Genomic DNA, 21,474 nt, shown 5'->3' on the forward strand with positions numbered 1-21,474 from the left:
GTGCAACATCTGTCAGTACTTCTGGTGCCTCTATTTTAGTAGAGACAGCTGTCAGGTGTGCGACTAAAAAGTGGAGTTTCATCATGTTTAATGAAGTCCATAGCATTCATGGTCATACATTATTGTTGATCACGAAACCTTCTTTGCAGGCAACTGCATTATTACAACATTTAAAACAATCACTGGCGCTAACCGGAAAACTACATAATATTCAACGTTCTCTGGATGATATTTCCTCCAGCTGCATTGTTTTACTGGATATGATGGAGGCAGATAAAAAACTGATCCATTACTGGCAAGATAATTTGAGCAGAAAAAACAACAATATAAAGACGTTATTGTTGAATACCCCTGATGACTACCCTTATCGGGATATCGAAAACTGGCCACATATCAATGGCGTGTTTTACGCAACTGAAGACGAACAGCGTGTCGTTAACGGCTTGCAGGGTGTCTTACGCGGTGAATGTTACTTCACGCAAAAGCTTGCCAGTTATCTGATCACGCATTCTGGAAATTATCGTTATAACAGCACGGAGTCGGCGTTACTGACACACCGTGAAAAAGAAATACTTAATAAATTGCGTATCGGCGCCTCAAATATTGAAATCGCTCGCTCACTATTTATCAGTGAAAATACGGTAAAAACACATCTTTATAATCTTTTCAAAAAGATAGCTGTCAAAAATCGTACGCAGGCGGTCTCATGGGCCAATGATAACCTCAGGCGATAAAGCCATGAAACGCTATTTGACCTGGATAGTGGCAGCAAATTTATTCTTTGCTGCCGGGAATTTGCACGCGGCTACCAGCGTAGAGGTGGAGGTTCCCGGACTGTTAACTGACCACACTGTCTCTTCAATCGGGCATGATTTTTATCGTGCATTTAGTGACAAGTGGGAAAGTGAGTACACAGGAAATTTAACTATCAATGAAAGACCCAGTGCGCGTTGGGGAAGTTGGATCACCATAACGGTCAATCAGGACGTTATCTTCCAGACTTTTTTATTCCCCACGAAAAGAGACTTCGACAAAATTGTCGTCTTCGCATTGGCACAAACTGAGGAAGCATTAAATCGCCGGCAAATAGATCAAACACTATTAAGCACGAGCGATTTAGCGCGCGATGAATTCTAAAACATGATTTTGTCCGGAGGCTTTCATGCGTGTCAAACATGCAGTGGTTTTGCTCATGCTAATTTCACCATTAAGTTGGGCCGGAAACATGACGTTTCAGTTCCGAAACCCAAACTTTGGTGGCAACCCGAATAACGGGGCTTTTTTGTTGAACAGCGCTCAGGCGCAGAACTCCTATAAAGATCCGAGCTATAGCGATTACGGAATTGAAACCCCGTCAGCGCTGGATAACTTTACTCAGGCGATTCAGTCACAAATTCTCGGTGGCCTGCTCACCAACATTAATACCGGTAAGCCGGGAAGAATGGTGACCAATGATTTTATCATTGATATCGCTAACCGGGACGGGCAACTGCAATTGAATGTTACCGACAGGAAATCGGGAAAAACATCAACGATCGAAGTGTCGGGTTTGCAAACACAGTCAACCGATTTCTAAGCCATAGCCACGAAAGGAAAAAATCATGCAGCGCTTACTTATAATGGTTGCAGTATTTTTACTCAGCGGATGCTTAACGTCCCCACCGCAAGAAGCCGCTAAACCGACATTAATGCCTCGCGCCCAAAGTTACAAAGACTTGACGCATCTCCCGATGCCTACGGGTAAAATCTTTGTATCGGTTTACAATATCCAGGATGAAACGGGTCAGTTTAAACCTTATCCGGCAAGTAACTTCTCCACTGCCGTACCACAAAGTGCCACGGCAATGCTGGTTACCGCACTGAAAGATTCGCGTTGGTTCATCCCGCTGGAGCGCCAGGGATTACAGAACTTACTGAACGAACGGAAAATCATCCGTGCGGCACAGGAAAACGGCACGGTTGCTATTAACAACCGAATTCCGCTGCAATCATTAACCGCAGCTAACGTGATGGTGGAAGGTTCAATCATCGGCTATGAAAGCAACGTTAAATCAGGTGGTGTCGGCGCGCGTTATTTCGGTATTGGTGCAGATACGCAATACCAACTCGATCAGATTGCGGTAAACCTGCGTGTGGTTAACGTCAGTACCGGTGAGATCCTTTCTTCGGTCAACACCAGTAAAACCATCCTGTCTTATGAAGTGCAGGCAGGGGTATTCCGTTTCATTGACTACCAACGGCTTCTGGAAGGGGAAATTGGTTATACCTCTAACGAGCCGGTCATGCTTTGCCTGATGTCAGCCATTGAAACTGGCGTTATCTTCCTGATAAATGACGGTATCGATCGCGGCTTGTGGGATTTGCAGGATAAGAAACAAGTTGATAACGACATTCTGGTCAAATACCGTCATATGTCGGTACCTCCAGAGTCCTGATGCTAAAGAGAGAATAAAAAGCGTGAGGGAAGCCTCACGCTTTTTTTATTTACTGGTCAGTGTGGATGAAGTCGGGTTTTCGCGACGTGATGCCAGCCACAGACCACTGTTTTTCATCGCATAGCCAAACACCAGTCCCAGCCCCAGAGAAGGCAGAACCAACTGCCAGTCGCCCTGCCCTGCAAATGTTGCGCATGCCCCCATAAATGTGCCAGGGACAAATGAAAGCAGCCATTGCTTTGCCTGGATACACATCATAAATGCGACAATTCCCGTTATGACATAGCCAAGGATGTCCATATGCGGGGCAAGCGCGCTACCATTAATAATCACCAACGCCCACACCACACCGCTTAGCAGCGTACACGCCGAGATCCACAGCCCTTTCAGTCCACCTTGTGGGCAGGCAAAATAGGCCGTACAGCCCAGGAAACCAGCCCAACTGAGTAAACCAAGAGAAACGGCCACCCATCCCCAGAGTCCGGAGAGAATGCCCGTTGTGATTGCAATAGAGAGGAGTATGTTCATGCCGCGCATCTTAGCAGAAAAACGGCATAGTAATGAGATCGTGCACACAATTTATGCAAGTTGATAAATTGAGTTGCAGTAAATAGTGATTTAAATCACATTTATTCGTCGGTATCTTCCTGCAATTCGTCCCACATTGCGCTAATGGCATCGCGCGTCAGCGGCGCCATAGTTCGCCAGAAAGCGGTATTCGCGTGCGCCTCAACTTTACCAAGGAACGTGTCGCACCAGGGAAGCAGGTAGTCAACAAACAAGGTTTCCAGTGCTTCACTCTCATCTTCTGCGGACTGGTCTTCAAGCCAGGATGCCGCCAGCAACAAGGTGCCAATATGATCGGCTGGTGTATCCGCCAGCGGCATTCCACGCGCAGACAGGAATGCACGAACATCTGCTTCCTTCGCCCCTTCTACCCAGGCGCTACGATAAGGCGGCACTGAACACTCTTTCCCGACAAACAGCGCGTTGTAATCTGCAGCAAGCTGGGGCATATCACAGCTTTTCTGCAAACGGGCCAACAGCTCATCCTGTTCCAGTGGCCAGTTAGCAGACAGTTTACCTTCGCTAATCAGGGTAAACAGGGGAACCAGTAAAGGGTCCTGCGGTTGGCGGTAAAACAGCGAGCCCAGTACACGGCACAGGATAGAAAACTCGTTCATTGATATATTCCAGTTAGTAACAATTAAAGTTCAGCAAATTCCGCGATAGGCTCCATGCCCCGCGATTCAAGAAACGACAGCAAGCGTTTTGGTGAAACGTTCAGAATTCGCTCTTCCGGGAAGCCCACATCATCCAGAATCTTACGGCATTCACCGAACTCTCCCAACGTAAATGCGGTATGGGAATCTGAACCCAGGGCCACCCAGCCACCTGCATCACGTACTGCCGCAGCCACAGCACGACAGTTATCTTCACTGCCCTTACGCGAATGCAAAAATGAGGAATTATTGATTTCCAGTGCGACCTGATATTTTGCCGCCGCCTGTGCAATTGCGGTGATATCGACGGGATATTTGGGATTTCCTGGATGGCTGATAATATGCACATTGCCATTCGCCATCGTGGCGATCATCGCCTGAGTATTGGTCTCTTTATCGTGAGGGGCAAAAACTGGCTCATGGAAGCCCGCAATAATCAGATCGAGTGAGTCAAACATCGGCCCTGAACAGTCGATCTCCCCTTCAATATTCTTAATGTTCGCTTCTATCCCGCGCAGAATCCCCACGCCGTTCACCACGCGCGGCCAAATACGCATGTTAATAAAATGCCAGTGGTGTGGCGCATCCGCCATGTCCGGTCCATGATCGGTGATGGCAAACAGCTTGATACCCTTGCGATGGGCTTCAGCGATGTAATCACTCAGGGTGCTGTAGGCGTGGGTGCTGGCAACGGTATGCATATGCAGGTCAACGGGATACATAACTCTCTCCTGTAGTCGTTTTCCGTCAAGGATAGCAGGTATCGCCGCCATTAATACCCTAAATAATTCGGGTTGTATTGAGTCGAAACCCGGCACTGGCCGGGTTGACATTGATATCAGTAACCCCGAACGCGATCGACCTGACCGGTAACCGCTTTGCCACTTTCCAGGCTAAGGATTGTACGAGAGATATAATCCACCGCTTCCGCCGGGCGCGTTACCGCTGCAATGTGCGGCGTCATCGCCACACGCGGGTGTTTCCACAATGGGTTGTCTTCGGGTAGCGGTTCTCGGCTATAGACATCCAGCATCGCACCTTTCAGTTTTCCGCTATTCAACGATGCCAGAAGATCGTCTTCATTGAGATGAACGCCACGCGCCAGGTTAAGCACATAGGCTCCATCCTGTAATTGATTCAACAGTCCGGCATTAATAATACCTACCGTTTCTGCCGTATTGGGCAGAAGATTAATCAGCACACGCGTCTGGCTTAAAAATGCACTCAACTCTTCGGTGCCTGCAAAACTTTCCACACCAGGCCAGGATTTACGGGTACGGCTCCAACAGCGTAACGGGAAGCCCCATGCCTGCAGGCTCTCTGCCACTTTAGCCCCTAATACACCGGCCCCCATGATTCCGATAGTAAATTCATCACGGGTATACTCTTGCAACGGCTGCCACTTCGCCTGGGATTTTAATGCCTGATAGTCATCAAAGCGGCGGAACCAGTGCAACACCTGACTCACCGCATACTCCTGCATTTGCAGGCCCATACCGGTATCTTCCAGACGGAAAAGTGGAATCGAGGTATCCAGCATCTCCGGGTGCGCTTTTAGCTTACTGAGGATGGAGTCCACTCCGGCTCCCAATGCAAAGACGGCTTTCAACTTTCGTCCTGCCAGCATTTCAACCGGCGGATGCCAGACCAGCGCATAGTCGGCAGGGGCGTTATCACCCGCTTTCCACTCGCGAACGTTAGCGCCAGGGACGGCTTTCGTCAGCGCCTTTACCCACCAGGCCGTATCAAATGTAGGGTGATAGAAAATTATTTCCATATTGTCTCCTGAACATTGTTATGCGGAACATTCTCGCACTTATTATCATCATTTTCCGAGGGAACATCAGATTAGCAAATTTCAGGGTGCTGGCAAAAAAAACAATTCCCGCTCATTTAAGCCCCATGTTGCTTGAAGTTTGTGTAAATGCACGTTTTTTTGAAAAAGTAGATTGACGCCGGGGCGGTATTTCCCCTACATTAGCGCCCGTTCCAGCAGTACAGGAACAACAATATGGTGAGGTGTCCGAGTGGCTGAAGGAGCACGCCTGGAAAGTGTGTATACGGCAACGTATCGGGGGTTCGAATCCCCCCCTCACCGCCATATTCGAGAAAGAGCTCGTACGCAAGTACGGGCTTTTTTTTCGCATATTGCACACCTCCGGGGGGATGAGAAACCCCCGACCGGGGTTCGACTGCTGGCGTTGCCAGCTGGACAGACCGGGAGCATCGCGAACGGGCTGCCCCGTAGGGGCGAGCAAAGCGAGTCAATCCCCCCCTCACCGCCATATTCGAGAAAGAGTTCGTACGCAAGTACGGGCTTTTTTTTCGCATTTGACCCATACAGACTACCAACCTCCCTCAGAATCCGTCGATGGGTCTTCGCTTTCAGTCAGTTCCTACGCCATAAACGCATTCCTGGCATACACTAGTTAAAACGATAAAAGTGAGGCAACAGGATGATAGCATTCCCGGCCAGCTTACTGCTCCTGAATGGAAAAAGTGCTGATAACCTTCCCCTGCGTGACGCTATTGCTCAACTGCGCAATGAGAGTGTCGAAATCCATGTTCGCGTGACCTGGGAAAAAGGCGATGCGCAACGTTACGTTGATGAAGCGCTCCGGTTGGGCGTGGCAACGGTGATTGCCGGCGGTGGTGACGGTACCATCAACGAAGTATCCACAGCGCTGATTCACTGTCAGGGGGAGAATGTTCCGGCACTCGGGATTTTGCCATTGGGAACGGCAAATGATTTTGCTACCAGCGTTGGCATTCCTGAAGCGCTGGACAAGGCATTAAAGCTGGCTATTGCCGGGAACTCGGTAGCGATTGATATGGCGCAGGTCAACGATAAAACCTGCTTTATCAATATGGCGACCGGAGGGTTCGGTACGCGGATCACCAGCGAAACACCGGAGAAACTCAAAGCCGCCCTGGGCGGTGTGTCGTACTTTATTCACGGGTTAATGCGCATGGATACGCTAAAGCCAGACAGTTGCGAAATTCGCGGCGAAAACTTTCACTGGCAGGGGGATGCGCTGGTGATTGGTATTGGCAACGGGCGTCAGGCCGGTGGCGGACAGCAACTTTGCCCGACAGCGCTCATTAACGACGGTCTGCTGCAACTGCGAATCTTTACCGGTGAGGAGCTGATTCCGGCACTGTTGTCGGCGATAACTCAGTCCGAAGACAATCCGAATATCATTGATGGCGCATCATCATGGTTTGATATCCGTGCGCCACATGAAATTACCTTCAATCTGGATGGTGAACCGCTCAGCGGGCAAGAGTTTCATGTTGAGATCCTGCCCGCAGCCCTGCGCTGCAGATTACCACCGGGCTGCCCATTATTGCGCTAATCCGACGGTACTCTACTGACATCAGGCAATCGTGACTTTGTTATCCAGATAAACATCCTGCACGGCGTTAATCAGCTTCACGCCGTCAGCCATGGTTTTCTTGAACGCTTTACGTCCAAGAATTAACCCCATACCACCGGCACGCTTGTTAATCACCGCAGTACGCACCGCATCGCTGAGATCGGTTTCTCCGCCGGCCGCACCTCCGGAGTTAATGAGTCCGGCGCGTCCCATATAGCAGTTCGCCAGTTGATAACGCACCAGGTCAATCGGGTTATCACTGGTCAGCTTGCTATAGACACGATCGTCGGTGTAGCCGAAGTTAACCGCTTTATACCCGCCGTTATTCTCTGCCATTTTTTGTTTAACAATATCCGCGCCGATAGTCGCCGCCAGATGGTTTGCCTGCCCGGTCAAATCAGCCGAAACATGATAATCCACTCCGTCTTTCTTAAACGCGGAGTTACGCAAATAGGCCCACAGGACCGTTACCATGCCCAACTCGTGGGCGCGCTCAAAGGCCGCAGAAATCTCTTCAATCTGGCGGCGCGACTCCTCTGAACCGAAATAAATAGTCGCCCCCACCGCGACCGCGCCCATATTGAACGCTTGCTCCACGCTGGCATACAGCGTCTGGTCAAAGGTATTCGGGTAGCTGAGCGTTTCGTTATGGTTAATTTTCACCAGGAATGGAATGCGATGCGCATAACGACGCGAAACAGACGCCAGCACGCCATAGGTTGACGCGACGCAGTTGCAGCCCGCTTCAATCGCCAGCTCAACAATATTTTTGGGATCAAAATACAGCGGGTTTGCGGCAAACGATGCCCCAGCAGAATGCTCCACCCCCTGGTCTACAGGCAGAATCGACAAATAACCGGTTCCCGCGAGCCGTCCGGTGTTGTACAGCGTCTGCATATTACGCAGCACGGCGGGTGGACGGTTATTGTCAACCATCACGCGGTCGACGTAATCATGTCCTGGCAGGTAAAGTTGGTCAGAAGGAATGGTCATACAACGATGCTGTAAAAGGTTGTCGGCATCTTTGCCAAGCAACTGCGCAATATCAGTCATAGCTATGCTCCCGTAAGTTCCGATTTGATATCGGAAGTGGATTGTCCTGACCCGCCTGGTGGCGGGCAGCAATAAGCCTGGTACTGACTACGCATTTTTTCCATCTTTAGCGCACTTTTCAGCGATTTCCGCTGGCTCGATTCAGGCATCAAAAAATGATACAGCGGTCAAACTTAGACCATAAAGGTATTTAAAAGGTATTATCAAATGGTACTATCCAGCCGTACCTTACCTGTCATGAAGGATTTAAAGATGAAAACTACAGTTAAGCTGTCGTTCATGATGTTTGTGGAGTGGTTTATCTGGGGCGCCTGGTTTGTGCCACTTTGGCTCTGGCTGAGTAAAAGCGGCTTTACTGCCGGTGAAATTGGCTGGTCTTATGCCTGTACCGCCATTGCCGCGATCCTCTCACCGATCTTCGTCGGTTCGATCACTGACCGCTTTTTCTCTGCGCAAAAAGTACTGGCAGTGCTGATGTTTGTCGGCGCGATTTTGATGTATTTTGCCGCGCAACAGACGACGTTCGGCGGATTCTTTCCACTATTGCTGGCGTATTCACTCACCTATATGCCGACGATTGCACTAACCAACAGTATCGCCTTCGCCAACGTCCCGGATGTCGAGCGTGATTTTCCACGCATTCGCGTAATGGGCACGATCGGCTGGATCGCATCCGGCCTGGCTTGTGGATTCTTACCGCAAATGCTCGGCTATAACGACATTTCACCGACCAACGTTCCGCTGCTCATTACCGCCGCAAGTTCCGCATTATTGGGCATCTTTGCTTTCTTTTTACCGGATACGCCGCCGAAAAGTACCGGCAAGATGGATTTTAAAGTCATGCTGGGTCTGGATGCGCTGATCCTGCTGCGTGATAAGAACTTCCTGGTCTTTTTCTTCTGCTCTTTTCTGTTTGCCATGCCGCTGGCGTTTTACTACATCTTCGCCAACGGCTACCTGACAGAAGTTGGGATGAAAAATGCGACCGGCTGGATGACGCTGGGTCAGTTCTCTGAAATTTTCTTTATGCTGGCACTGCCGTTCTTCACCAAACGCTTTGGCATTAAAAAGGTATTATTGCTTGGTCTTATCACTGCCGCGATCCGCTACGGATTTTTTGTTTACGGCGGCGCGGAAGAATATTTCACCTACGCCCTGTTATTTCTCGGCATTCTGCTACATGGCGTTAGCTACGATTTCTACTACGTTACGGCCTACATCTATGTCGATAAAAAAGCGCCGGTGCACATGCGCACCGCTGCGCAGGGGTTAATCACGCTCTGCTGTCAGGGATTCGGCAGTCTGCTCGGCTACCGCCTGGGTGGGGTGATGATGGAGAAAATGTTTGCTTATAAAGAACCGGTTAATGGCCTCACCTTTAACTGGGCTGGCATGTGGGGATTTGGCGCGATCATGATCGCCGTTATCGCCGTGCTGTTTATGATTTTCTTTCGCGAGTCAGACAAAGAAATCACCGCCATTAAGGTGGACGACCGCGATATCGCATTGCAACAAGGGGAAGTTAAATGAAAGCAGAACGTATTCTCGGTGCTCTTTATGGGCAGGCGTTAGGGGATGCGATGGGTATGCCGTCGGAACTGTGGCCACGAACCCGGGTAAAAGCTCACTTCGGTTGGATCGACCGTTTTTTGCCCGGTCCTGCGGAAAATAATGCCGCCTGCTATTTCAACCAGGCGGAGTTCACTGATGACACCTCCATGGCGCTGTGTCTGGCCGATGCCCTGCTCGAGTGCAACGGAGAGATTGTTCCGGACGTTATTGGCCGCAATATCCTCGCCTGGGCTGAACGTTTTGATGCTTTCAATAAAAACGTGCTGGGCCCCACCTCAAAGATTGCGCTCAACGCCATCCGCGACGGTAAGCCCGTTGCTGAGCTGGAAAACAACGGTGTCACCAATGGGGCGGCTATGCGCGTGTCGCCGTTGGGATGTCTGCTACCGACAGGTAATCTTGATGCGTTTATTGACGACATCGCGCTGGCCTCCAGCCCGACACATAAGTCTGATTTAGCGATTGCGGGCGCGGTGGTCATCGCCTGGGCGGTGTCTCGAGCTATCGACGCAAGGACATGGCCTGAGATTGTCGGCGCACTTCCCGCGATTGCTCTCCACGCTCAGCAAAAACGGATCACTACGTTTAGCGCATCGCTCGCCGCCCGCCTTGAACTGGCATTGAAAATCGTTCGCGAGGCCAACGGTGCGGAATCTGCCAGCGAGCAGCTGTATCAGGTGATTGGTGCCGGGACCAGCACCATCGAATCCGTGCCCTGCGCCATCGCGATGGTCGAACTGGCACAAACCGACCCTAACCGCTGTGCCGTACTGTGTGCGAATCTCGGCGGTGACACTGACACCATCGGGGCAATGGCAACCGCTATTTGTGGTGCGCTACACGGCGTAAGCGCGATTAATCCGACGTTAAAACAGGAACTGGATACGGTGAATAAGCTCGATTTCACCCGCTATGCCAGTGCGCTAGTGCGACTGCGCGAGCAACGGGAGGCGCTATGAGTGCAACGCGTCTGCAAACGCTTCTCCCACAGTTGCACAGCCAGCGACCGGTAACGGTAGTCGGTGCGGCGGTTATTGATGTGATTGCCGATGCGTATGCTCTTCCCTGGCGCGGCTGTGATATTGAGCTTAAGCAACAGGGCGTGAACGTGGGCGGTTGTGCGCTCAACATTGCCGTCGCTCTAAAGCGTCTGGGCATCGAGGCCAGTAATGCCTTACCGCTGGGTCAGGGCGTGTGGGCCGATATAATCCGCAATCGTATGGCGAAAGAAGGATTGCACAGCCTGATCGACAATGCTGAGGGCGATAACGGCTGGTGTCTGGCACTGGTCGAGCCGGACGGTGAACGCACATTTATGTCCTTTAGCGGCGTCGAAAATCAGTGGAATGCTGACTGGCTGGCACAGCTGAATATCCCGCACGAGAGTTACGTCTACCTTTCCGGCTACCAGCTGGCCTCGCCCTGTGGTGAATTGCTGGTGCAATGGCTGGAAGGTCTGGAAGAGGTGACGCCGTTTATCGATTTTGGCCCACGAATTGGTGATATTCCCGATGTCCTGATGGCGCGGATCATGGCCTGTCGTCCGCTGGTGTCACTTAATCGTCAGGAGGCAGAAATTGCCGCCGAACGGTTTGCATTGAGTCAGGATGTGGAAGGTTTTGGCGCAGAATGGGTGCAGCGTTTCACCGCACCGGTGGTAGTGCGTCACGATAAAGACGGCGCGTGGTATTTCAGCGCTCAGACATCCGGTTGCGTGCCCGCCTTTCCGACCACAGTCGTTGATACCATCGGTGCGGGAGACAGTCACGCTGGCGGCATGCTGGCTGGGCTGGCATCGGGTTGGTCGCTGGGCGATGCCGTCCTGCTTGGCAATGCGGTAGCAGCCTGGGTGGTGGGTCACCGCGGTGGCGACTGCGCCCCCTCACGCGAGGCGTTACTCCTCGCACACAAAGACGTATAGGTCGCTTCGACAGTAACTGATACTGTATTCAATAGGCCGTTGCTGCTGATCAAGCGCTACCTGCTTGATCACCAGTACCGGCACTTTGCTGTCCATCTGGATATGCGACTGGAACTCGGCGTCCGGCATCCGCGCACTGACGCGTGAGCGTGTGCGCTGTGGAAAGATATGTTGGCTGCGGAAATAGTCGTACAGTGAAACGCCAATGGCATCCACATCATGGATAAGATGGGTGGGTACCCATGATTCTTCAATAGACACAGCATCTTCATCAACATAGCGAATGCGCTTCAGCAAGAAGACCTCACTGCCGACAGCAATAGCCAACTGCTGAGCCACCTCTTCCGGACAGGGCACCACGCGTTTATTCACCCACAGCGTATCCGGCTTTTTACCGCGTAACACCACCTGTTGTGAAAAACCGCGCGCTTCTTTGAGCGAATACTCGAAGATGTTATTGATTTGCGTCCCGTAGCCACGCGCACGCGTCACCACCCCCTCTTCTTCCAGCGCCTGCATCGCTTTTCGCACCGTAATGCGTGAAACGCCAGTCAACTGGCTGAGGTCGCGCTCGCCAGGCAGGATATTACCATGCTCCAGGATCCCACTGCGCACAGCGTTCTTAACCGTTTGAGCAAATTTCATATACAGCGGCGTGTTGTCCGCCGCTGAAATACGTTCATTCAGTTGCGCGATAAGCTGGGTATGCGCTTGTTCCATTTATCTTTTTCCTGGCAGCCGTTTCCGCAGCCAGTATACCATTTCTGCTCATCACCACCACGCGTGGAAATGATGCACCGGGCCAATCCCCTCGCCCACTTCCAGCGTATCCGCCTGCGCCAACGCCGCAGAGAGCCACAACTTAGCCTCCTGCACCGTATCAGCCCAGTTAGCATGACGTGGACGCAGTGCCGCCAGCGCTGCCGACAGCGTACAACCCGTTCCGTGCGTATTTTTGGTTGCCACTCTTGGCGCGGTGAAACGCTGTTCGCCATCACTGGTAAAGAGCCAGTCAGGGCTTTGTGCATCATCCAGATGCCCCCCTTTCATTAACACCGCCTCACAGCCCAGCGCACGCAGCGCACGCCCCTGTTCTAACATTTCCTGCTCCGTTCGGGCATGCGATGCCCCGAGCAGCGCCGCCGCCTCCGGCAGATTAGGGGTAATAATCGACACTTGCGGTAACAGACGGGTACGCAGCGTTTCAACGGCAGAGGAAGACAACAGCGGATCGCCGCTTTTTGCCAGCATTACCGTATCCAGTACGACGTTTTGTACCCGGTGACGCTGTAAACGTTCGGCAACGGCTTCAACAATGTCAGTTTCTGCCAGCATGCCGATTTTGGTGGTATCGATGCGCACATCGCTGAGTACCGAGTCCAGTTGCGCCGCCACAAAATCGGGTTCAATCCGGTATACCGACTGTACTCCGCGCGTATTTTGCGCCACCAGTGCCGTGATGACTGAACAGCCATAAGCGCCGAGTGCTGAAAAAGTTTTTAAGTCGGCCTGAATCCCTGCGCCACCGCTCGGATCGGTTCCGGCAATGGTTAAGGCGTTAATCCGTTTCATGCGTGCTCCTGGGGGTTCATATTATAGAGGGCGTCGAGAAATGCCGGGACAAAACTGCCTGGTCCGGTCGATTGTTGCGTGGCGATTTGTCCGGCCTGTTTCATCCAGCTACAGGCGGAAGCGATGTTATCAAGCCGGTCACCGGGCAGTGCGCAACTGGCGGCGACTACCGCTGACAGTGCGCATCCGGTGCCCACGACCCGTGTCATCAGCGGATCGCCACCATGAATACCCACCGTCCGCTGACCATCCGTGACGTAATCTACTTCCCCGGTAACCGCAACAATGGTTCCAACCTGGCGTGCCAGCGTTTGTGCTGCCGGAATCGCAGCCAATGCTGTGTCGGTGGTATCCACCCCACGCCCACCGGCATTCATCCCAGCCAGGGCGAGTATTTCTGACGCGTTGCCACGAATCGCAGCCGGGCGCAGCGCAAGTATGTCCAGACAAAAGCGACGACGAAAATCCAGTGCGCCAACGGCAACAGGATCCAGCGTCCAGGGGGTTTTTACCTGCTGCGCCTGCTCAACGGCGGCACGCATTGCCGTTGCTCGCGCCTGAGTCAGTGTCCCAACATTAATGAGCAGCGCCTGGGCAATAGCAGCAAACTGGCTGGCTTCCTCTGGTTCAATCACCATCGCGGGGGATGCCCCTAAAGCCAGTAGCGTATTGGCGGTAAAACTCTGCACAACGTCATTAGTCATACAGTGTGTCAGTGGGGAAAGCGTTCTAAATTGCTGTAAGGTGTGAGCCGCAAGGGTACGGCTGTGCAGGTCAGGCTGCATGGTTCAACTCCTGCCCACGTGAAGAAGGGACACGAGCAGTGTCAGACTTCCCTACGCTGGCATTATCCAGATCAGGTGGTACGGGTATTTCTCAGCCTTCACCAGAAGGGCACCCCGAGTCGTTGAAACACAAATATGATATTCAGGTTTCGGCAACAGGATACTGCCTGCGCTTAACGATGTAAATTGGCGCGGAACAGGCTTTGGCGGTGAAACCGCTGGATCACGGTTGCCGGATTTCTGTACTTTCATTTACACTTTTTACGAAATGACTGGAGTAATCACAAAATAGTGCTTGTCAGATGTCCTGTTAGCCAGGAATCATACAGGGCTAATTTTGATGACCCGAACAGGTAGAGAGGATGGGTATGAAGAAGAAAATGTTGCTGGGTGCACTACTGCTCGCAAGCAGTGCGGTCTGGGCCGCGCCGGCTGCAACCGCAGCCCCCACAGGTATTGATAAATATGAGTTGAGCAGTTTCATTGCCGACTTTACCCATTTCAAGCCCGGTGACAAGGTTCCACCACTGTATCTCACCGAAGAATACACCATTAAGCAGTGGAATCTGCGCAACCTGCCCGCACCGACGGCAGGCACCCACTGGACCTACATGGGCGGCGCGTACGTGCTGGTCAATGATGCTGATGCTAAGATCATTAAAGCCTACGACGGCGAGATTTTTTATCACCGGTGAAAAAGATAACGCGCTTTCAACTAAGTGAGAGCGCTTATTAAAAATTATAACCATCTAAAAGTATTAATAATATTCCACTACTACTTTCACAAGACTTCTTACACTTCCCGAATGAAAATCATCGCTATACACCACGTATTTTCCATATAAAACAAGGTCCATTTTTTGCTCAATCGAACTAATTTCATTAAAACTCAAAAGATTATAGCTCTTACTACTACCACTATCGAAATATATCTTGTTAGCGCCATCTAATGAAATCTCAAATCCGACATCACCCGCACCTGTAGCATTTCGCGCATCTTCGTTTTTAAGAATACTACCAACTGCATTGCTTGACTCAAAATGATATCGAAACGAATCAGATGACACCCCTGTAGTACACTTAAAAGCAACCTCACCGGCCGTCTTTTCTAACCTAAAGAAACTCTGCGGTGTACCTCTCAGGTCATTAATAGATATATCTGGCGCACTAAGCACTCCATCTAAAAATTTGCATGTTTTAATTATTAATTTCACATCAGGATTTATTTTAAAAACATACTTATGGCCTTTATTTGATGTAGCGCCAATACCTGTACTTTCTCTAGGTTCAAACCTAATTTCAAAACCATCGGACAAATTTGCAGCATTTATGGAGTTTTGATTATTAGCAGAAATAACATCAAACGTGAATTTTAGGTTTTGCTTGTTAATTTCATTTATATCTTGAGCTTTATAGTTCGTTTCATAAGAATTGATTTTATATTCTACAGTATTTGGTGAGCTAGGGTAGTTTGCTTTTAGATAAATAAATCGCCCTCCCCCAACATCATATTTAAAGTAAGGTGAAGTTGGGTATTTAATGTCAAAAATTGTTTCAACGCCCCAACCAAATATATTCCTGCACATTGGTTTTTTCGTGAATCCAAAGTTTTGCAAAACAAGTTCATTTCCATTCATTGTCGAAATAGATAACACCTCGTTTCTTTCTACACTTTCGATTCCGCCATCAGGAATATAGCAATTGGCAATGGAGTTAAAACTAAAAAAAACAACAAGTAAAAAAAATAATCTCATGATTTATCCCTCACCGACAAATATAAACTTTACTTTCATCAATCGTTTTGCCGAAAGTGATTGAGCATGAAAGTCCCTGTTGTTTATTGACCGCCACTTTTATCTCTGATGGCACTTCATTGGTGCGAATAAAGAGCTGACTCCCCTGGCCTACCACGCCGATATTGTGCCCGTGGCTATCTTCGATTTCGTAACCAAACGTCAGTGGTGAACCATCAGGGCGCTGTGCCCGGATATACCAAGGTTTACGTTGGTCGGTATCAAACGTTGCCAGCACAACCGCTCCCCGGTACGGCGCTGCGCTACGGCGATTACCTTGCAGGTCGGTTTCACTCTTGGCATTAGACACATCCAACGTCAAGTGGTTTTCACGATAAGGCGTTAAGCCGTCGTAGACCACCACGCCATTGCGGTTGGTGGTACGGTATTTCTGCCCATTCACATATGCCCCTTCCAGACCCGGCGCATGCATCACGGCAAACGTTTCTGATAGCCGATTGGCTAAATTCACGCCCCCAGACCAGGCCACCAGCCCTCCGGAAATACTGCCGCCAGTTTGTGTATATTTAGACGACTGGCTGTAGCTGCCGTTAAGCGTCGCAACTGGCGCATTCCACGTCAGATTGCCGCCAGCCGTTGTTTCGCTACCCTGCCGTTGATGACTGAGATTCACCCCATAGTTAAACTGATCGCGACTGCCTGCGGTGCCGGAAAGCCCGGTATTGTTGGATGCAAAGCCATCGTCATCAAAGGTCGTTGAGTTAGATACATACAAATGTCTGCGTGGACTGCTAATATCATCGCCCCAGTCGAACGGAATAGAGATAAAGACGTTAAAACGTTTATCTTCATGATGATCTTCATCGTAAGTCTGGCTGGCGGAAAAGGTATAGCTAATCCGTTGCCAGCTATTGGAATAACTCACCTGATAGTCTTTACTGTTACCGCTCCGCCCCCAGTAATCACGCCACAGCGTGCTCAGTGATACCGAGCCCCAGCCTTGAGGCAAGGACTGGCTGACGTTAGCCGAAAAGCTGTTTTTACGACCAAAATCATTCTGGTAATAATCCGCGATGTCATACACATCATTTTCATCGCGATGATAATTGTCCTTATTGTTTGCCCAGACATGATCGTTAAACGTCCGATAATCCCGTGATGAGTAGCGATAGGCAGCAAGCCCAAAACGCGTGGCGGTTTGCGTCAAATACTTGTTATAAGCAATCTGGTAACTTTGCCCGTCAAACACATCGCCATTATCCTGTTTGCTGTGCGATTGTGTCGCATCGACGGAAATCGCACCGATACGCGTATTCCAGCCAGTACCAAGCGTAAACGCATTGTAGTTATCTGCCAGCATGGTGCCGCCATACAGCGTTAACAGATTATTCAGCCCGTATTGGTAGCTCATTTGTGCAAAGTCGGTCTGATTACTGGCGCCTTCGATATGGCTACGTCCAGCGGCAAAATCATATTTTGACACGCCGGGTTGCAACATATTGGGCACCGCAGCGTAGGGCACCAGATAGGTTGTTACCGATCCGTCAGCCTCTTTAATGCTAACGTCAAGATCCGCGCCGCCGCCAGCAAGCTGTAAATCGGCAATGGAGAACGGGCCTGGCGGGACTTCTTTCTGATAAACGACAAAGCCGTTCTGTTCGATGGTGACCAGCGCGTTGCTTTGCGCAATCCCCTGAACCAGCGGCGTAAAATTCTGCTTTGAGTTCGGCAGCATCTGCATATCACGATACAACCGTACGCCCCGAAAACGTACCGCATCAAAAATATCTGATGAGGTATACATATCCCCGGCACGCAGCGTGCCCAGAATTTGCGGGATGCCACGTTCCAGATACAGGGTATTACTTTTCCATTCACCGCTGCTGTCATCAGTTTTGTTATAGCTGGCATCGGAATGCAACTGCCAGCCCAGCAGATTTAACCCACTGGTAAAACGAGCATAGGTACTTTTACTGTTACCCGAATCCTTATAATCGCTGTAATACTGGCTGGCATAGTACGAGGTATAGAAGGCATTGATGCCACGATCCCAGTTCTCAGGAGGAACATACCCTTGCTCAAGTTCGTCGACAAACGCCTGCGGTACGCTGAGATCAAGACGAAACGTGCCGATATTCCAGGCATAACTGCCCCCTTGCACCGCCTGCTTCAAGGTTGGGCATTCATTCAGCTTGTCTAACGCCTGTACATTTATCCCCAGACGCGTTAATGCGTCACGGGATAAACAGGTGTCATCCGGATTATCCTTAACGGTTATTTCATACTTACCACGCCACTGCTTATTGACGTAGATATCAATATCATATTGGCCTGGCAGTGGTTGATTATCATCGAGGCGAAAATTTGAGACCTTTTCGCCTTTCATACCGCCCATCATAAAGTGGGTGTCAAACGTCTCTTCTGCGGCCTGGGCGTCAATGCCAACCAACAACAGCAGTATTGCCGAAGCAAGCGGAGTCATCCTTAACATAATCAGCTCCTGTTATTTTAGGCTGACGTTATCGCTAATATAATTGCCGTGATCATCAATAATGGTCAATTTATACTGACTGGCGTTGCTATTCTTCAATGCCACTTTTTCACTGGAGAGCGGAGCAAGCATAATACTTTCATTGTTGATTTTGACATTATTAGCTTTGACTTCTGTCACCGTAACCCAGTTAGCAGCATCATTTCTAATAGAATAACCATTACCACTGCGTGTTAACGACAGTTTATGGAAAGTATTTTTATTAACGGCCGCTATACCTTTAGGACGATAAAATAATTTAATACGATTCTGCATCGCGAACTTCAATACATTTTTCCCAGTGTTGTCAGGGTTATTTGGTGGAATATCCAGTACATTAAGATAAAACAAGCTTTCTTTGTTATTTGGCAACATATTCGGCATTTTTTTAATTTTCAACTGCTGACCAGAATCCGCAGCTATCTTAGCCACCGGAGGAGTCAGCATAAATGGTACGTGAATTTTTTCCGGTGGCAACGAACTGTCGCCGTCATCAATCCATGACTGTACCAGTGCAGAGCGTTCACCCTGATTCATCAATTGTACCAATACTTCTTTCTTTTCTGCTGGGTAAATAACACGAGTGCCATAGATCACAATGCCAGCATGGACGGGTTGCACAGATACGATTAATAAAGCGCTTAGAATCCATTTCATGTTGCGTTCGTCCTTTAAAAAAACAGCCGGTGAACACACCGGCATAGAAATTTATTCTGCAGAAACGGAAATAGTTAAAACTGATGATATTTCCCCTGCAACAACGGGTGTTGCTGTATTTAACCTAGCGTACTGTGCTGAAAATCCCAGAGTATATTCCACCCCTGAAGAATCATCTTTAGTTGCGGTAATAATATCTTTGACATTAGTTTCCTGATCATTAGTAATCGACTTGTTACCTAATTTCAATTTAACACCAACACCCTTAGACGCATCGACTTCACCGTTTACTTCTTTTGTATTTTTAAGTACACCCTCTGTAGTAAATTCTCCATTAGAAATTCTTATTGTATTTAATTTTGTACCTGCGGGACATATTATCTTCATTGGTGTTGAATCAGATACTTCAGTACCAACAACTGCACCTGCAGACAATCCAGAAAAACGTGAAGCATCAATTTCCGGCAATGTGATAACACTTGAATTCATGTTGTCTGCAAAATGGCAAGAACTATTAATAATAGTACCTTCGATTGTTAACGTCCCTTCTTCCCCGGCAGCAAAAGCCCCGGCACTCATAAACACAGCAGACAGTACAGCAGCAGAAATAATTGAGCGTTTCATAATATCTTCCTTAATAAAGTAATTTCTATTTATTACCAGGGGTCGGCCCTTGAAATTAAATTCGCACAGCACAAACGTTACCGCAATGTAAACATGTTGTTTTTTTGATTTAAAACAAGTTACAAATAGCAATATAATTGCAACAAATGAATATCATAGATATTATTATCGACTTTAATAAATTAACGTAATTAATCGTTAGATATCATTATTCAGGCCAAAAAAAAGCCCCCATCTCTCATTAAAATGATGGGGCCTGCTATGCAGTACGCTTTTTTAATCGTAGCGATTTAATACTATCTGTCGCGAAGAATCCCCAGGAACAGCGACGATACGGGTCACAACGCCTTGTGCTGGAGCAGTCATCACATTGTTGATATCTGCACTATGCACAGTCTGACCACACCGCTGTTGCACAGTACTATCCACGACATCAGTGCTACAGGTGGGTTCAACTATCTTGCCGGTAATGGTCAAGGTCGCGGTATCAGAAGCAAAAGCAGACGTGCTAATTCCATAAGCCAGTGTGATAATTCCCAAGAATAAACTAATTTTCATGTGTTCATTATTCCTGTAATGGGTCAGAAACAGCATGCAAGCTGCTTGTCCGTTGAATTATGAGATAACTTCCCTGCTAAAACCAATTGAAATTGTAGATTGATGAGATTGGTATGATCAATTTTAATGATGCATTAAGAGGAATTATTCGGAAAAGGACACGGATTATAGTGGCATGATGAATAATATCGGGCAGTTTGTTCACTCCATATATTCACCGTATCAATATATCATTGATACGGTGAATATGTACAACACCTTTCGCATCAGAAAAAATTACACTGCGCGGAAGGCAATTTCCCCTGGAATAACCTCTCCCTGCCAGTAGAGCTGGGCGGCGACACGGCCGGCCAGATCGCGGTAAATCGCGGTGAATTCACTGTCAGGACGACTGATAACCGTCGGCATACCGCGGTCGAGATCTTCACGCAAGGAAATATGCAGCGGCATCTGTCCCAGCAGTTGGGTGTGATATTGCTCAGCCAGCTTTTGTGCGCCACCCGTGCCGAAAATCGGTTCATGATGACCGCAGTTGCTGCAAATATGCATGCTCATATTTTCAACAATGCCCAGCACCGGTACTTCCACTTTTTCGAACATCACGATGCCTTTTTTCGCATCGATAAGCGCAATGTCCTGCGGCGTCGTGACCACTACCGCGCCCGTTACCGGGATGTTCTGCGCCAGCGTCAGCTGAATGTCACCGGTGCCCGGCGGCATATCCAGGACCAGATAATCAAGATCCGGCCATAAGGTCTCTTGCAGCATTTGTAACAACGCCTTGCTGGCCATTGGTCCACGCCATACCATCGCGTTATCGTCAGTGACCAGATACCCAATGGAATTGGTTGCCAGGCCATGAGACATAATCGGCGCCATATGGGTGCCATCTGGCGAGGTTGGACGCTGATTTTCCGCACCGAGCATGGTTGGAATGGACGGACCATAAATGTCGGCGTCCAGAATCCCTACCTTCGCGCCTTCCGCGGCCAGCGCCAGCGCCAGGTTCACGGCGGTAGAGGATTTACCCACGCCACCTTTACCTGAACTGACGGCAATGATGTTTTTCACACCATTAATACCCGGCTGATTTTTCACGCGCTTCAGCGTCGCGATGTTATGCGACAGTTTCCAGTCAATGGCTTTAGCACCGGTAATACGCAGTAAATCGGCACTGCATTGCTCTTTTAATGCCTCAAACGCGCTGTGCCAGACGAATGGCATGACCAGCTCAACGTGCAACGTGTCATCCATCCAGGCGACGTGGTGCAACGCTTTCAGCGTCGTCAGATTATGCTTCAGGGTTGAATGCTGAAAATTCGCCAGCGTCCCAGCGACCATGGCGCGCAGGGTTTCTGGTGATTTGGCCTGGGATTGTGCGTTCATCCCGACTCCTTTTTGTTGTTCTGAATA

At 49.5% G+C, this 21,474-nt stretch carries 23 protein-coding genes, 1 tRNA gene and 1 riboswitch; of the genes, 10 read left to right on the top strand and 14 right to left on the bottom strand.

The genetic code is table 11. The annotated features are described in order from the left end of the window. Positions 1–83: 83 nt before the first annotated feature. From csgD to csgG, 4 genes are read left to right on the top strand one after another with little or no spacing between them, the layout of a single operon-like run. Positions 84–734: a biofilm master transcriptional regulator CsgD gene (csgD, locus tag RYZ59_RS00520; protein ID WP_318048805.1), complete on the top strand. Its 651-nt coding sequence runs from the start codon at positions 84–86 to the stop codon at positions 732–734. Positions 735–738: 4 nt separating this feature from the next. Continuing rightward, entirely contained in the window at positions 739–1,137 is a 399-nt protein-coding gene (gene csgE, locus RYZ59_RS00525; protein WP_061068136.1) for a curli production assembly/transport protein CsgE, read from the top strand. A gap of 25 nt (positions 1,138–1,162) precedes the next feature. Continuing rightward, complete coding sequence (csgF, locus tag RYZ59_RS00530) at positions 1,163–1,576, top strand: curli production assembly/transport protein CsgF (RefSeq protein WP_005129126.1); 414 nt, start codon at positions 1,163–1,165, stop codon at positions 1,574–1,576. 25 nt (positions 1,577–1,601) lie between these two features. Then, entirely contained in the window at positions 1,602–2,435 is an 834-nt protein-coding gene (gene csgG / locus RYZ59_RS00535) for a curli production assembly/transport protein CsgG (protein WP_005129128.1), read from the top strand. Between the two features lie 45 nt (positions 2,436–2,480). On the opposite strand, the gene RYZ59_RS00540 is transcribed toward csgG, so the two are convergent. From RYZ59_RS00540 to ghrA, 4 genes are all read right to left on the bottom strand, one after another. Next, positions 2,481–2,963: a DUF1097 domain-containing protein gene (locus tag RYZ59_RS00540; protein WP_271442619.1), complete on the bottom strand. Its 483-nt coding sequence runs from the start codon at positions 2,961–2,963 to the stop codon at positions 2,481–2,483. A gap of 101 nt (positions 2,964–3,064) precedes the next feature. Continuing rightward, positions 3,065–3,619, bottom strand: a complete 555-nt coding sequence (locus tag RYZ59_RS00545) for a molecular chaperone (protein ID WP_005129133.1) — start codon at positions 3,617–3,619, stop codon at positions 3,065–3,067. A gap of 23 nt (positions 3,620–3,642) precedes the next feature. Beyond that, positions 3,643–4,380 carry a phosphatase gene (locus tag RYZ59_RS00550; protein WP_202038301.1) on the bottom strand — a complete coding sequence of 246 codons (738 nt, stop codon included), beginning with the start codon at positions 4,378–4,380 and terminating at the stop codon, positions 3,643–3,645. A gap of 116 nt (positions 4,381–4,496) precedes the next feature. Next, positions 4,497–5,435, bottom strand: coding sequence for a glyoxylate/hydroxypyruvate reductase GhrA (ghrA, locus tag RYZ59_RS00555; RefSeq protein ID WP_318048814.1), 939 nt, complete (start codon positions 5,433–5,435; stop codon positions 4,497–4,499). 236 nt (positions 5,436–5,671) lie between these two features. On the opposite strand from ghrA, the gene RYZ59_RS00560 reads away from it, so the two are divergent. Together RYZ59_RS00560 and yegS are read left to right on the top strand one after the other, a co-directional pair. Continuing rightward, a tRNA-Ser gene (locus RYZ59_RS00560) sits at positions 5,672–5,759 on the top strand. Positions 5,760–6,114: 355 nt separating this feature from the next. Beyond that, positions 6,115–7,014 carry a lipid kinase YegS gene (gene yegS / locus RYZ59_RS00565; protein ID WP_318048816.1) on the top strand — a complete coding sequence of 300 codons (900 nt, stop codon included), beginning with the start codon at positions 6,115–6,117 and terminating at the stop codon, positions 7,012–7,014. Positions 7,015–7,035: 21 nt separating this feature from the next. Here the strand turns inward: yegS and fbaB are convergent, their stop codons facing one another. Further along, positions 7,036–8,088, bottom strand: a complete 1,053-nt coding sequence (gene fbaB / locus RYZ59_RS00570; protein ID WP_005129139.1) for a class I fructose-bisphosphate aldolase — start codon at positions 8,086–8,088, stop codon at positions 7,036–7,038. Positions 8,089–8,340: 252 nt separating this feature from the next. Between fbaB and RYZ59_RS00575 the strand changes: the two genes are divergently transcribed. Genes RYZ59_RS00575 through RYZ59_RS00585 form a run of 3 tightly spaced genes read left to right on the top strand, consistent with a single transcriptional unit; the run spans position 8,341 to position 11,581 of the window. Beyond that, complete coding sequence (locus tag RYZ59_RS00575) at positions 8,341–9,618, top strand: nucleoside permease (RefSeq protein ID WP_202038298.1); 1,278 nt, start codon at positions 8,341–8,343, stop codon at positions 9,616–9,618. Continuing rightward, on the top strand, positions 9,615–10,619 hold the full coding sequence (locus RYZ59_RS00580) for an ADP-ribosylglycohydrolase family protein (RefSeq protein ID WP_318048820.1): 1,005 nt from the start codon (positions 9,615–9,617) through the stop codon (positions 10,617–10,619). The genes RYZ59_RS00575 and RYZ59_RS00580 overlap by 4 nt, the downstream gene beginning before the upstream one ends. Next, the gene (locus tag RYZ59_RS00585) at positions 10,616–11,581 is read left to right on the top strand and encodes a carbohydrate kinase family protein (RefSeq protein WP_202038296.1); all 966 of its coding nucleotides are present in this window, start codon (positions 10,616–10,618) and stop codon (positions 11,579–11,581) included. The genes RYZ59_RS00580 and RYZ59_RS00585 overlap by 4 nt, the downstream gene beginning before the upstream one ends. Here the strand turns inward: RYZ59_RS00585 and RYZ59_RS00590 are convergent. The 3 genes from RYZ59_RS00590 to thiM are packed head-to-tail and all read right to left on the bottom strand — an operon-like array spanning position 11,555 to position 13,938. Then, complete coding sequence (locus RYZ59_RS00590) at positions 11,555–12,301, bottom strand: GntR family transcriptional regulator (protein WP_137345579.1); 747 nt, start codon at positions 12,299–12,301, stop codon at positions 11,555–11,557. The genes RYZ59_RS00585 and RYZ59_RS00590 overlap by 27 nt on opposite strands. A gap of 51 nt (positions 12,302–12,352) precedes the next feature. Continuing rightward, positions 12,353–13,153 carry a bifunctional hydroxymethylpyrimidine kinase/phosphomethylpyrimidine kinase gene (gene thiD, locus RYZ59_RS00595; protein WP_318048827.1) on the bottom strand — a complete coding sequence of 267 codons (801 nt, stop codon included), beginning with the start codon at positions 13,151–13,153 and terminating at the stop codon, positions 12,353–12,355. Then, complete coding sequence (gene thiM / locus RYZ59_RS00600; protein ID WP_318048829.1) at positions 13,150–13,938, bottom strand: hydroxyethylthiazole kinase; 789 nt, start codon at positions 13,936–13,938, stop codon at positions 13,150–13,152. Before thiM ends, thiD begins: the two co-directional genes overlap by 4 nt. 31 nt (positions 13,939–13,969) lie before the next feature. Continuing rightward, positions 13,970–14,065: riboswitch (TPP riboswitch) on the bottom strand. Positions 14,066–14,300: 235 nt separating this feature from the next. Here thiM and RYZ59_RS00605 point away from each other — a divergent pair. Next, positions 14,301–14,633: an RcnB family protein gene (locus RYZ59_RS00605; protein ID WP_137382311.1), complete on the top strand. Its 333-nt coding sequence runs from the start codon at positions 14,301–14,303 to the stop codon at positions 14,631–14,633. A gap of 63 nt (positions 14,634–14,696) precedes the next feature. Here RYZ59_RS00605 and RYZ59_RS00610 read toward each other — a convergent pair whose 3' ends face one another. The 6 genes from RYZ59_RS00610 to apbC all read right to left on the bottom strand — a co-directional run bounded on the left by RYZ59_RS00610 (position 14,697) and on the right by apbC (position 21,447). Continuing rightward, positions 14,697–15,692 (bottom strand): hypothetical protein, encoded by a 996-nt coding sequence (locus RYZ59_RS00610; protein ID WP_318048833.1) that lies wholly within the window; start codon positions 15,690–15,692, stop codon positions 14,697–14,699. A gap of 10 nt (positions 15,693–15,702) precedes the next feature. Further along, complete coding sequence (locus RYZ59_RS00615) at positions 15,703–18,183, bottom strand: fimbrial biogenesis outer membrane usher protein (RefSeq protein ID WP_318048834.1); 2,481 nt, start codon at positions 18,181–18,183, stop codon at positions 15,703–15,705. Positions 18,184–18,195: 12 nt separating this feature from the next. Next, the gene (locus tag RYZ59_RS00620) at positions 18,196–18,879 is read right to left on the bottom strand and encodes a fimbria/pilus periplasmic chaperone (protein ID WP_149691491.1); all 684 of its coding nucleotides are present in this window, start codon (positions 18,877–18,879) and stop codon (positions 18,196–18,198) included. 51 nt (positions 18,880–18,930) lie between these two features. After that, the gene (locus RYZ59_RS00625; RefSeq protein ID WP_182290247.1) at positions 18,931–19,503 is read right to left on the bottom strand and encodes a fimbrial protein; all 573 of its coding nucleotides are present in this window, start codon (positions 19,501–19,503) and stop codon (positions 18,931–18,933) included. 276 nt (positions 19,504–19,779) lie between these two features. Beyond that, positions 19,780–20,061, bottom strand: a complete 282-nt coding sequence (locus RYZ59_RS00630) for a DUF2574 family protein (RefSeq protein ID WP_271440047.1) — start codon at positions 20,059–20,061, stop codon at positions 19,780–19,782. A 276-nt stretch (positions 20,062–20,337) separates the two neighbouring features. Continuing rightward, positions 20,338–21,447, bottom strand: a complete 1,110-nt coding sequence (apbC, locus tag RYZ59_RS00635) for an iron-sulfur cluster carrier protein ApbC (RefSeq protein WP_040230634.1) — start codon at positions 21,445–21,447, stop codon at positions 20,338–20,340. Between the last annotated feature and the right edge of the window lie 27 nt (positions 21,448–21,474).

Origin of the sequence: Citrobacter sp. HN-141 (assembly GCF_033341895.1) — a bacterium.
Classification (GTDB): Bacteria; Pseudomonadota; Gammaproteobacteria; order Enterobacterales; family Enterobacteriaceae; genus Citrobacter.

Coding starts and splice junctions, on each gene's coding strand:
- RYZ59_RS00610 (WP_318048833.1), bottom strand. CDS start 15,692: ATGAGATTATTTTTTTTACTTGTTGTTTTTTTTAGTTTTAACTCCATT.
- apbC (WP_040230634.1), bottom strand. CDS start 21,447: ATGAACGCACAATCCCAGGCCAAATCACCAGAAACCCTGCGCGCCATG.
- RYZ59_RS00605 (WP_137382311.1), top strand. CDS start 14,301: ATGGGTATGAAGAAGAAAATGTTGCTGGGTGCACTACTGCTCGCAAGC.
- thiD (WP_318048827.1), bottom strand. CDS start 13,153: ATGAAACGGATTAACGCCTTAACCATTGCCGGAACCGATCCGAGCGGT.
- thiM (WP_318048829.1), bottom strand. CDS start 13,938: ATGCAGCCTGACCTGCACAGCCGTACCCTTGCGGCTCACACCTTACAG.
- RYZ59_RS00545 (WP_005129133.1), bottom strand. CDS start 3,619: ATGAACGAGTTTTCTATCCTGTGCCGTGTACTGGGCTCGCTGTTTTAC.
- ghrA (WP_318048814.1), bottom strand. CDS start 5,435: ATGGAAATAATTTTCTATCACCCTACATTTGATACGGCCTGGTGGGTA.
- csgE (WP_061068136.1), top strand. CDS start 739: ATGAAACGCTATTTGACCTGGATAGTGGCAGCAAATTTATTCTTTGCT.
- csgF (WP_005129126.1), top strand. CDS start 1,163: ATGCGTGTCAAACATGCAGTGGTTTTGCTCATGCTAATTTCACCATTA.
- csgG (WP_005129128.1), top strand. CDS start 1,602: ATGCAGCGCTTACTTATAATGGTTGCAGTATTTTTACTCAGCGGATGC.
- RYZ59_RS00575 (WP_202038298.1), top strand. CDS start 8,341: ATGAAAACTACAGTTAAGCTGTCGTTCATGATGTTTGTGGAGTGGTTT.
- RYZ59_RS00540 (WP_271442619.1), bottom strand. CDS start 2,963: ATGAACATACTCCTCTCTATTGCAATCACAACGGGCATTCTCTCCGGA.
- csgD (WP_318048805.1), top strand. CDS start 84: ATGTTTAATGAAGTCCATAGCATTCATGGTCATACATTATTGTTGATC.
- fbaB (WP_005129139.1), bottom strand. CDS start 8,088: ATGACTGATATTGCGCAGTTGCTTGGCAAAGATGCCGACAACCTTTTA.
- RYZ59_RS00590 (WP_137345579.1), bottom strand. CDS start 12,301: ATGGAACAAGCGCATACCCAGCTTATCGCGCAACTGAATGAACGTATT.
- RYZ59_RS00550 (WP_202038301.1), bottom strand. CDS start 4,380: ATGTATCCCGTTGACCTGCATATGCATACCGTTGCCAGCACCCACGCC.
- RYZ59_RS00580 (WP_318048820.1), top strand. CDS start 9,615: ATGAAAGCAGAACGTATTCTCGGTGCTCTTTATGGGCAGGCGTTAGGG.
- RYZ59_RS00615 (WP_318048834.1), bottom strand. CDS start 18,183: ATGTTAAGGATGACTCCGCTTGCTTCGGCAATACTGCTGTTGTTGGTT.
- RYZ59_RS00585 (WP_202038296.1), top strand. CDS start 10,616: ATGAGTGCAACGCGTCTGCAAACGCTTCTCCCACAGTTGCACAGCCAG.
- RYZ59_RS00625 (WP_182290247.1), bottom strand. CDS start 19,503: ATGAAACGCTCAATTATTTCTGCTGCTGTACTGTCTGCTGTGTTTATG.
- RYZ59_RS00630 (WP_271440047.1), bottom strand. CDS start 20,061: ATGAAAATTAGTTTATTCTTGGGAATTATCACACTGGCTTATGGAATT.
- yegS (WP_318048816.1), top strand. CDS start 6,115: ATGATAGCATTCCCGGCCAGCTTACTGCTCCTGAATGGAAAAAGTGCT.
- RYZ59_RS00620 (WP_149691491.1), bottom strand. CDS start 18,879: ATGAAATGGATTCTAAGCGCTTTATTAATCGTATCTGTGCAACCCGTC.